The sequence below is a fragment of the Gordonia amarae NBRC 15530 genome (assembly GCF_000241345.1).
Classification (GTDB): Bacteria; Actinomycetota; Actinomycetes; order Mycobacteriales; family Mycobacteriaceae; genus Gordonia; species Gordonia amarae.
Window position 1 is genome coordinate 34,601 of the sequence record NZ_BAED01000070.1, and the last position, 9,593, is coordinate 44,193.

A 9,593-nucleotide genomic window follows, 5' to 3' on the forward strand; every position below is an offset into this window, starting at 1 on the left:
AGTACAGATCTCCTTTTCAGGCCTTCGGAACCCGCACGATCAGGGCGTCGCCCTGACCACCGGCACCGCACAGCGCGGCCGCACCGATGCCGCCACCACGACGCTGCAGTTCGAGCGCGAGGTGCAAGGTGATGCGGGCGCCCGAGGTGCCGATCGGGTGGCCGATGGCGATGGCGCCGCCGTTGACGTTGACGATGGCATCGTCGATTCCGAGTTGCTTGGCCGAGGCCAGTCCGACGGCCGCGAAGGCCTCGTTGATCTCGACGAGATCCAGGTCGGACACCGCGATTCCCTCACGGGCACAAGCCTTCTCGATGGCATTCGCGGGCTGCGCCTGCAGGCTGGAGTCGGGCCCGGCGACGACGCCGTGTGCGCCGATCTCGGCCAGCCAGGTGACGCCGAGTTCCTCGGCCTTGGCCTTGCTCATCACCACGACCGCCGCGGCACCGTCGGAGATCTGCGAGGAGTTGCCCGCGGTCAGGGTGCCGTCCTTGCGGAACGCCGGACGCAGCCGGCCCAGCGAATCGGTGGAGGTGTCGGCGCGCACGCCCTCGTCCACGGTGAACTCGATCGGGTCACCCTTGCGCTGCGGGATGCTGACCGGCACGATCTCGTCGGCGAACACGCCGTTCTTCTGCGCGGCGGCGGCCAGCTGGTGGCTGCGGGCGGCGAATTCGTCCTGCTGCTCGCGGGTGAAGCCGTCGGTGTCGTTGCCCTGCTCGGTGAGCAGGCCCATCGCCTGATCGGTGAACACGTCGTGCAGGCCGTCGAAGGCGGTGTGATCGAGGATCTCGGCATTGCCGTACCGGTAGCCGCCGCGCGCACCCGGGAGGATGTAAGGAGCCTGCGTCATCGACTCCTGGCCGCCGGCCACGACGACGTCGAACTCGCCGGCGCGGATGAGCTGATCGGCCAGCGCGATCGCGTCGATGCCCGACAGGCACATCTTGTTGATGCTCAGCGCGGGCACGTCCCAGCCGATACCGGCCTTGATGGCGGTCTGCCGGGCGGGCATCTGGCCGGCGCCCGCGGTGAGGACCTGGCCCATGATCACGTACTGCACCTCGGAGGCCGGGACACCCGCCTTCTCCAGTGCGCCCTTGATGGCGACGGCACCCAGGTCGACGCCGCTGAAATCTTTGAGCCCGCCGCTCAGGCGACCGAAGGGCGTGCGTGCACCGGCGACTATGACCGTCGACATTGGGAAGACCTCCACGGTTGTTCAGGGTCCGAACCGCCCCGCACCGGCACCAATCGACCGAGCGGGCGTTCGGGCGTACCCGATTAACGCTACCGTGAGACCATGACCACACAATCGGCAGACCCCGCTGCCACCCCAGCCACCGCCCTCATCGCCGACCTCGTCACCGCCGTCGATCATGTCGGCATCGCGGTGCCCGATCTCGACGCCGCCAAGAAGTGGTATGAGGACAACCTCGGCTTCGTCACGCTGCATCAGGAGACCAACGCCGAGCAGGGTGTCGAGGAGGCCATGATCGGCCCCGCCGGCGCCGACGCCTCGGGTGCCGCCGTCATCCAGCTCCTCGCCCCGCTCAACGAGGAGTCGACGATCGCCAAGTTCATCGCCCGCAGCGGCCCCGGCCTGCAGCAGCTCGCCGTCCGGGTCACCGATGTGGACGCGGTCTGCGAGCGACTCACCGGTGCCGGCGTGCGCGTGCTGTACCCCGCCCCCAAGCGCGGCACCGCAGATTCGCGAATCAATTTCGTTCATCCCAAAGATGCTGGTGGCGTCCTTCTTGAGCTCGTGGAGCCGGCCGCGCACAACGTAGGCCACTGACGCCGACTCGGCTAAACTCTGCGGCATGGCAGCTGGACCCGGGACGGATACATTCACCGTAGTGATGCGCGGTTTCGATCGCGAACAAGTGATCGAACATCTGCGGCGCGTCGACGCCGAGATGCGGCTGCTCGCAGCCGACCGGGACGCGGCCGCGGCCAACGCCCGGGAACTGGCCGCGCACCTCGACAGCGCCCGCGACGAGATCGCCGAACTGCGCGGCGAGGTCGACCGGCTGTCGGTGCCGCCGACCACCGCCCAGGGCATGAGCGAACGTCTGTCCCGGATGTTGCAACTCGCTTCCGACGAGGCCTCCGAGATGCGTGCGGAGGCCTCCTCGGAAGCCGCGGAGACGCTGTCCATCGCGCGCCAGGAGTCCGACGGCCTGCGTAAGACCGCCAAGGACGATGCGGAGAAGACCCGTTCCGAGGCCCAGGCGTTCGCGAACAAACTCAAGCGTGACGCGCAGACCAACGCAGAGAAGACCAAGCGCGACGCCACCGCCGACGCCGAGAAGGTGCGCCGCGAGGCACATTCGCTCGCCGACAAGACGGTCAAAGATGCGCAGGCGACCGCCGAGAAGACGGTCCAGGAGGCACAGACCTTCGCCGAGAAGACGCGCACCGAGGCCCAGTCGTTCTCCGACAAGACGCGTGGTGAGGCGCAGGCGTTCGCCAAGTCGACCACCGACGAGAGCAAGGCGCTCGCCGAGAAGACCACCAACGAGGCCAAGGCCCTCGGCGACAAGCGCATCGCCGAGGCCACCGAACGCGCCCGTGAGATCCGCGAGAAGGCGGATACAGATGCACAGGCCACCCGGGAGCGCGCCCGCGAGATCGCGCAGGCCCGCCTGGCCCGCTCCCGCGAGTTGCTCGGCTCCGCGGACACGGTGCGCCGCAACATCATCAGTCAGGTCATCGAGATCCGCAGCCTGCTCAACGAACTGCCCGAGAAGCTCACCCACGAGGGCAAAGACGATCCACTGCTGCTGGCCTCGGAGGTCGACGACGTCGACCTGATCAACAAGACGCTGACCGGCGAGGCGAAGATCACACCAGGCAAGGCACGCCACTGACCACCCGGCCGGGCACCGGGCGCACCATCGGCCGGCGCCCGGTCAGAACAACCGGAACTCGGTGCTCTCGGTACCGCGCAGCTCCTCGTAATCGAGCACCACGCACCGGATGCCGCGGTCCTCGGCGAGCGTGCGCGCCTGCGGCTTGATCTGCTGGGCCGCGAACACCCCCGACACCGGAGCGATCGTCGTGTCGCGGTTGAGAAGTTCGAGGTAGCGGGTGAGTTGCTCGACACCGTCGATCTCACCGCGCCGCTTGATCTCCACCGCCACCGTCGCACCGTCTGCGTCACGGCACAGGATGTCGACGGGCCCGATCGCGGTCATATACTCGCGCCGGATCAGGGTGTGCCCGGCGCCGAGCGTCTCGATATGTTCGGCGAGCAGTTCCTGCAGATGCGCCTCCACACCGTCCTTCACCAGGCCGGGGTCGACGCCGAGTTCGTGCTGGGAGTCGTGTTCGACCGAAGCGATGGTGATCCGCAGTTCCTCGCCCGCCTTGTTGGTGACCACCCAGTAGGCCTGCGCCTCGGTGCCCTCGGGCACCTGCGCCTCGGTGAGCCGGCAGGGCGGGCTCATCCAGTTGAGCGGCTTGTAGGCGCGGTCGTCGGCGTGCACGCTGACTGAACCGTCGGACTTGACCAGCAGCAGCCGCTTTGCCATCGGGAGGTGGGCCGTGAGCCGTCCGACGTAGTCGACCTGGCATTCCGCAATCACCAAACGCATCCCGCCGAGTCTAGTGGCCTGCCCTACACGCCCTCGAGCTGGATCGACTCGGCATCGGCGACTGCCGCCTCCATCGTCGAATGCACATGCGGCAGGATAATTTTCGACGATGAATCCACGCCGGATCCGTTCTCGACGCGGCGCAGGCCCTCGCGCACCACACCGTCGGGGTCGACGAGCAGCACCCGCTTGCCCCGTTCGGCCAGCGTGCTGCCCGCGCCGAGAACCATGCGCCGCGCCACCGGGTCGATCACGTCGATCCGGGAGATCTCGACGATGACGATGTCACAGGCATCGATGTCGAGGTCGATTCGCCGCAGGACGCTTTCCGCACCGCTGAAGGTGAGATCGCCCTGTAGCTCGTACACCCGCACCCGGTCCCGGCAACCGCGCAGGCGGGCGCGCTGAGCGCCGGTCCACTCCGTGCCGATCTCGAACTCGCCGATGTCGTAGACGGCGCGGATCGTCACCCGGCTCTCCCGCGTGATGTTGAACATGTGCAGACCCAGATCCGCCGACAGATGCCGGTAGGTGTCCACGCCCCGCACGCTGTTGCCGTGGTCGTCGAGTCGGGGCGAGAACACCCCGATACCGAGTTGTCCGGGCAGCGACCCCAGGATTCCACCCCCGACCCCGCTTTTCGCGGGGATACCCACGGACGTCACCCAGTCGCCGGCACCGTCGTACATGCCGCAGGTGGTCATCACACTGAGCAGGCGCTGCGCGGTGCGCCGGCTGAACACACGCCGCCCGGTGCGCGGATTGACCCCGCCGCAGGCGATCGTGACGCCGACGACCGCGAGGTCCGCGGTGGTCACCCGCAACGAACACTGCCGGAAGTACAGGTCGAGGGCGGCGTCCGGGTCTGTGCCGAGCACCCCGAAGCTGTCGAGCATGTAGGCGATGGCCCGGTTGCGTGAGCCCGTCGACTTCTCCGACAGATAGACCTCGTCGTCGATGGTCAGACGCCGGCCGGCGCAGGCCGAGTAGAACTCGACGAGCTCGGCGAATGCCTCATCGACCACGCCGGGTTCCACCTCGCGATGCTGCGGCAGCAGCAGCGAGGCCGCCGTGATGGCACCGGCATTGATCATCGGGTTGCGGGGCCTGCGCCTGCTGTCGACGCTGATCTCGTTGAACGCCTCCCCCGACGGCTCCACCCCGATCTTCGCGTCCACGACGTCGGAGCCGTGCCTGCCCAGCACCATTGCGTACGTCAGCGGTTTGGACATCGACTGGATCGTGAACTCGGTGGTGGTGTCGCCGACCGAGTAGAGGTATCCGTCGTGCGCGCACAGCGACAGCCCGTACTGATCCGGATCCACCGCGGCAAGCTCGGGGATGTAGTCGGCCACCGCGCCGGAGCGGTCGTCGGCACACTGGTCGGCGATGTGCTGCAGGTACCCGGCCACCAGCGATGTGCGGCCCTCGGTCGAGGAGGTCATGCGCCCAACGCTACTGGCCCGATTTCACCTCATCCGCCCGGCGCACCCGCATCGCCCCTGTGCACGTGATTCTCGACAGCGCCGATGATTCGGCGGTGACGTGGTGTCAGGAGCGCACGTCGACCGCGTCGGCGAAGCGGTACGGTCCGGCGACGATCAACCCGCCGAAATGCTTACGCAGGCGCGACATCTCGGCCCGGACGGTGACCGTCCGGTCCGGCACCCCGAACAGGTGCATCGAGAGCTGCGCGGCGCTCGCCCCCTCAGGGTGCGCTGCGAGGTAGGCGAGGATCTGCGCGTGCCGGGGCGACGGGCGGTGGGTCCATTTCCCGCTGCCGCTCTCGACGGTGACGATGGACCCACCGTTCGGTGCCGCCGACAACTCGACAACGGTGGTCCCGGCAGCGGCCGTCTCGGTGACCCGCACCAGCCAGCCGCCGGGCAGCGCCTCGATGTCGCATTCACCGAGCGTGTTGACCCAATAGCGGCCCGGGGAGTCGACCTGCGGCAGGAGCAGGCGTGAGCGCGGGGACACGGTGTCGAGCGCCGCGACCCAGCCGTGCGGATCGACGGCCAGCGCGGGACCGGGCGAGCGCGCCAGGATGGGCGCGGCCACCGCTCGCAATGTGTCGAGGGAACGATGATGATGTTCACGCAGCTGGGACTCGGCGAGCCGGGCGACGGCGTCGACCAGCGCCAGCGTCGTCGGGTGGATGGTGGCCGCCGGGCCACTGACATCGACGACGCCGAGCATCTCGCCCGAGCGCGGATCCCTGATCGGTGATCCGGTGCACGTCCACGCGTGATGGCTGCGCACGAAGTGCTCGGCCGAGAACACCTGCACCGGCCTGCCCGACATGAGAGCGGTACCGATGGCATTGGTGCCGACGTTGTTCTCCGCCCAGTCGGCGCCCTCGACGAAGCCGAGCCGGTCGGCCTTCATCAGCACCCGCGGTGACCCACTGCGCCACAGCACCCGTCCCTGCGCGTCGGCGACCACGAGGATGTTGTGGCCACCGTCGATGACCGCATCGAGCCCGCTGGTCAGGTCGGGCAGGATGGTCGAGAGCCCCGACGACTGCCTGCGTGACTCAAGTTCATCGCGGTCGAGGGCGCTGTCGGGGCCGCCGGTATCGGGATTGACCCCGGCGCCCTGGACGCGGTGCCACGAGTCACTGATCACGGCCCTCGGGCGTGCCGGCATCCGCGCACCCGACATCGCGGCGTCGTACACCGCGCTCAGGACCTGCGCGAACTGTCTCGGGTCGTCACCGACATTCACCGCCGGTTCGAGTGCTCCACTGCGTGCCATCACCACCGATTGTGCTCCGCATCACATAGTTGCGCAAAGCAGCCGGTCGCAAGCACGCGACGTCAGGTGACCTTGGCCAGCGCCGGCTCGATCAGATCGAGCACATACGGCACCGAGGCGACGGACGGCTCGGACAACGCCTGCGCCTTGTCGTTGCCGAATGGTGCTCAGGTGTGGGGGTACCGAGCGCCACCCCACGGCACCGCAACCCGTTGCAACCCTTGTCCAGGCCGTTTCCTCGTTGTGTGCTGTACATCACAACCGTGCCGATAACCGTCGGCACGTCTCTCCCACACAGGAGGTGCACTCACATGACGCAGACCCTTGAACCACCCGCCGCCGAATCCGTCGGAGAGGCTCAACAGCGTATCGACGCCTGGCTGACCACGTTCAACGACGCCCTGGCCTCCCGCGACATCGATCGGATCACGGGACTGTTCGCGACCAGCAGCTTCTGGCGCGACCTGGTCGCCTTCACCTGGAACATCAAGACGGTCGAGGGGCATGACGAGATCGTGGATATGCTCCGCTCCCGGCTCGACGACGTCGACCCGAAGGGATTCGCCACCACCGATCCTGCCTCCGACGACGGGGACGGTGTTGTCTCCGCGTTCATCAGGTTCGAGACCGCCGTCGGCCGTGGCGAGGGACACCTGCGGATCAAGCGCGACGAGAACGGCGAAGACAAGGGCTGGACGCTGCTCACCACGCTCCAGGAACTCAAGGGTCACGAGGAGTCGACCGGCCACAGCCGCCCGCGCGGCGCCGTCCACGGCAGCGACCCCGACCCGCGGTCCTGGGCCGAGAAGCAGGAGGCGGAGGCCACCGAACTCGGCCGCAGCCACCAGCCGTTTGTGCTGGTGATCGGCGGTGGCCAGGGCGGCATCGCGCTCGGTGCCCGCCTGCGCCAGCTCGGTGTGCCCTCGATCGTCGTCGACAAGCACGACCGACCCGGCGACCAATGGCGCGGACGGTACAAGACGCTGTGCCTGCACGATCCGGTGTGGTACGACCACCTGCCCTATCTGCCGTTCCCGGAGAACTGGCCGACATTCGCACCCAAGGACAAGATCGGCGACTGGCTCGAGTTCTACACGCGGGTCATGGAGGTGCCCTACTGGTCCAAGACCACCTGCACCTCCGCCGTCTATGACGAGGATGCCGGCACCTGGACCGTCGAGATCGACCGGGACGGCGAGAAGATGACGCTGCACCCGACCGAACTGGTCCTGGCCACCGGCATGTCCGGTAAGGCCAACGTGCCGACGTTCCCGGGCCAGGATGTCTTCCAGGGCGAGCAGCACCATTCGAGCGGGCACCCTGGTCCCGACCGGTACAAGGGCAAGAAGGTGGTGGTCGTCGGCTCCAACAACTCGGCGATGGACATCTCCAAGGCCCTCGTCGACAACGGCATCGACGTCACGATGATCCAGCGTTCGTCGACGCACATCGTCAAGTCCGACTCGCTGATGGAGATCGCGCTCGGGGACCTCTACAGCCAGCGGGCCGTCGAGAGCGGAATGACCACCAAGAAGGCCGACTTCACCTTCGCCTCGCTGCCGTACCGCATCATGCACGAGTTCCAGATCCCGGTGTACGACGCGATCCGCGAACAAGACAAGGAGTTCTACGACGGCCTGACCGCCGCCGGGTTCGACCTCGATTTCGGCGACGACGGCTCCGGCCTGTTCATGAAGTACCTGCGCCGCGGCTCGGGCTACTACATCGATGTCGGCGCGGCCGAGCTGGTCGCCGACGGGAGCATCAAGCTCGCCCACGGCAACGTCGACCATCTCACCGAGAACAGCGTGGTGCTCGATGACGGCACCGAACTGCCGGCCGACGTCGTCGTGTACGCCACCGGCTACGGCTCGATGAACGGCTGGGCGGCCGACCTGATGGGCCAGGAGGTGGCGGACCGCGTCGGCAAGGTGTGGGGCCTCGGTTCGGAGACGACCAAGGATCCGGGGCCGTGGGAGGGTGAACAACGCAACATGTGGAAGCCCACCCAGCAGCCGCACCTGTGGTTCCACGGCGGCAACCTCCACCAGTCGCGCCACTACTCGCTGTATCTGGCGCTGCAGCTCAAGGCCCGTTACGAGGGCATCCCCACGCCCGTCTACGGGCTGCAGGAAGTCCATCACCTGAGCTGACAGACCCTCGCCGTTGAGCCCCCGGAATGTATGTTCCGGGGGCTCAACGTCATTCGGATGCGCTGTGACCAAAGGGCACGGAATCGGACGGCGAGCGCGGTCGGGGCACTACGCTTGTGTCAGTTGCCGATCGGAGACACACAATGAAACTGCTCGTCGCCTATATCGCCACCGCCGGCGGGGCCGATGCCGTTGCCCTCGGGTCATCACTGGCCCGCACGCTCGACGCCGAGTTGGAACTCTGCGTCGTGATCCCACCCGAGCCACACGCTCCCGGCTCCGATGAGCAGAGCGATATCGACAAACTGTCCGACGCCCTCGACCACGCCGCGCAGGCATGGCTCGACGACGCCGCGGCCATGATTCCCGACGACATCGAGACCACCGCCACGATCGCCACCGATCCCAACCCCGCGCTCGGTCTCATCCGTCAGGCCCGGAAGTCAGGTGCCGATCTCATCGTCATGGGTGGTTCCGGCGGCGGGATCCTGGGCCGGCACACCCTGGGCACCGTGGTCAACGGCATCCTCCATTCCTCCCCGCTCCCGGTGGCCCTGGCGCCGCTCGGCTTCAGCCATGTCGGAGCCGAGCAGGTGCGCGAACTGACGGTGATGATCGGGCATCGTCCCGGCACCGACCTCCTGTTCCAGACAGCCATCCGGGCCGGTCTGCGCGCCCACCGGCCGATCCGCATGGTCTCACTCGTCGCACTCGACGAGGTGCAGCCCTGGGCCGATCAACCCGACGACGTCGCCGTCGAGGACGCCCGCAAACACGCTCAGTCAACACTCGACGAGGCGCACAAGCGGCTGCCCGACGACTACCCGATCACGTCGGCGGTCGCGCAGGGACACACCATCGAAGACGCCGTCACCTCCCTTGAATGGCACGACGGTGACGTCATCATGGTCGGTTCGAGCCGGCTCGCCGCGCCGAACACCACCTTCCTGGGTTCCACGGCGTCCAAGATCCTGCGCGCCCTGGCCATTCCGATGATCGTCGTCCCCGCCACCGAGCAGGAAGCCACCTAATCGCTGTCGGCTCTACCTCGTCCCCGGACGGGTAGAGCCGGCCATCTTGGCCC

General features: G+C 67.6%; 8 protein-coding genes. 4 read left to right on the forward strand and 4 right to left on the reverse strand.

The features are described from left to right. Nucleotides 1-16: 16 nt before the first annotated feature. Complete coding sequence (locus tag GOAMR_RS20905; protein ID WP_005192668.1) at nucleotides 17-1,201, reverse strand: acetyl-CoA C-acetyltransferase; 1,185 nt, start codon at nucleotides 1,199-1,201, stop codon at nucleotides 17-19. 102 nt (nucleotides 1,202-1,303) lie between these two features. Between GOAMR_RS20905 and mce the strand changes: the two genes are divergently transcribed. Both mce and GOAMR_RS20915 read left to right on the forward strand, forming a co-directional pair. Next, the gene (gene mce, locus GOAMR_RS20910) at nucleotides 1,304-1,798 is read left to right on the forward strand and encodes a methylmalonyl-CoA epimerase (RefSeq protein WP_005192672.1); all 495 of its coding nucleotides are present in this window, start codon (nucleotides 1,304-1,306) and stop codon (nucleotides 1,796-1,798) included. A 25-nt stretch (nucleotides 1,799-1,823) separates the two neighbouring features. Further along, a complete protein-coding gene (locus tag GOAMR_RS20915; RefSeq protein WP_040515993.1) occupies nucleotides 1,824-2,873 on the forward strand; it encodes a hypothetical protein in 1,050 nt (349 codons plus the stop codon). Between the two features lie 42 nt (nucleotides 2,874-2,915). Here GOAMR_RS20915 and nucS read toward each other — a convergent pair whose 3' ends face one another. The 3 genes from nucS to GOAMR_RS20930 form a co-directional block, all read right to left on the reverse strand. Continuing rightward, complete coding sequence (nucS, locus tag GOAMR_RS20920) at nucleotides 2,916-3,599, reverse strand: endonuclease NucS (RefSeq protein WP_005192676.1); 684 nt, start codon at nucleotides 3,597-3,599, stop codon at nucleotides 2,916-2,918. Nucleotides 3,600-3,622: 23 nt separating this feature from the next. After that, the gene (gene glsA, locus GOAMR_RS20925) at nucleotides 3,623-5,044 is read right to left on the reverse strand and encodes a glutaminase A (RefSeq protein WP_005192677.1); all 1,422 of its coding nucleotides are present in this window, start codon (nucleotides 5,042-5,044) and stop codon (nucleotides 3,623-3,625) included. 106 nt (nucleotides 5,045-5,150) lie between these two features. After that, nucleotides 5,151-6,356, reverse strand: coding sequence for a helix-turn-helix domain-containing protein (locus GOAMR_RS20930; RefSeq protein ID WP_040516001.1), 1,206 nt, complete (start codon nucleotides 6,354-6,356; stop codon nucleotides 5,151-5,153). A 311-nt stretch (nucleotides 6,357-6,667) separates the two neighbouring features. On the opposite strand from GOAMR_RS20930, the gene GOAMR_RS20935 reads away from it, so the two are divergent. Both GOAMR_RS20935 and GOAMR_RS20940 read left to right on the forward strand, forming a co-directional pair. Then, nucleotides 6,668-8,509: an NAD(P)/FAD-dependent oxidoreductase gene (locus GOAMR_RS20935; protein WP_005192682.1), complete on the forward strand. Its 1,842-nt coding sequence runs from the start codon at nucleotides 6,668-6,670 to the stop codon at nucleotides 8,507-8,509. 143 nt (nucleotides 8,510-8,652) lie between these two features. Continuing rightward, entirely contained in the window at nucleotides 8,653-9,540 is an 888-nt protein-coding gene (locus tag GOAMR_RS20940; protein WP_005192686.1) for a universal stress protein, read from the forward strand. The last annotated feature ends 53 nt before the right edge of the window (nucleotides 9,541-9,593 follow it).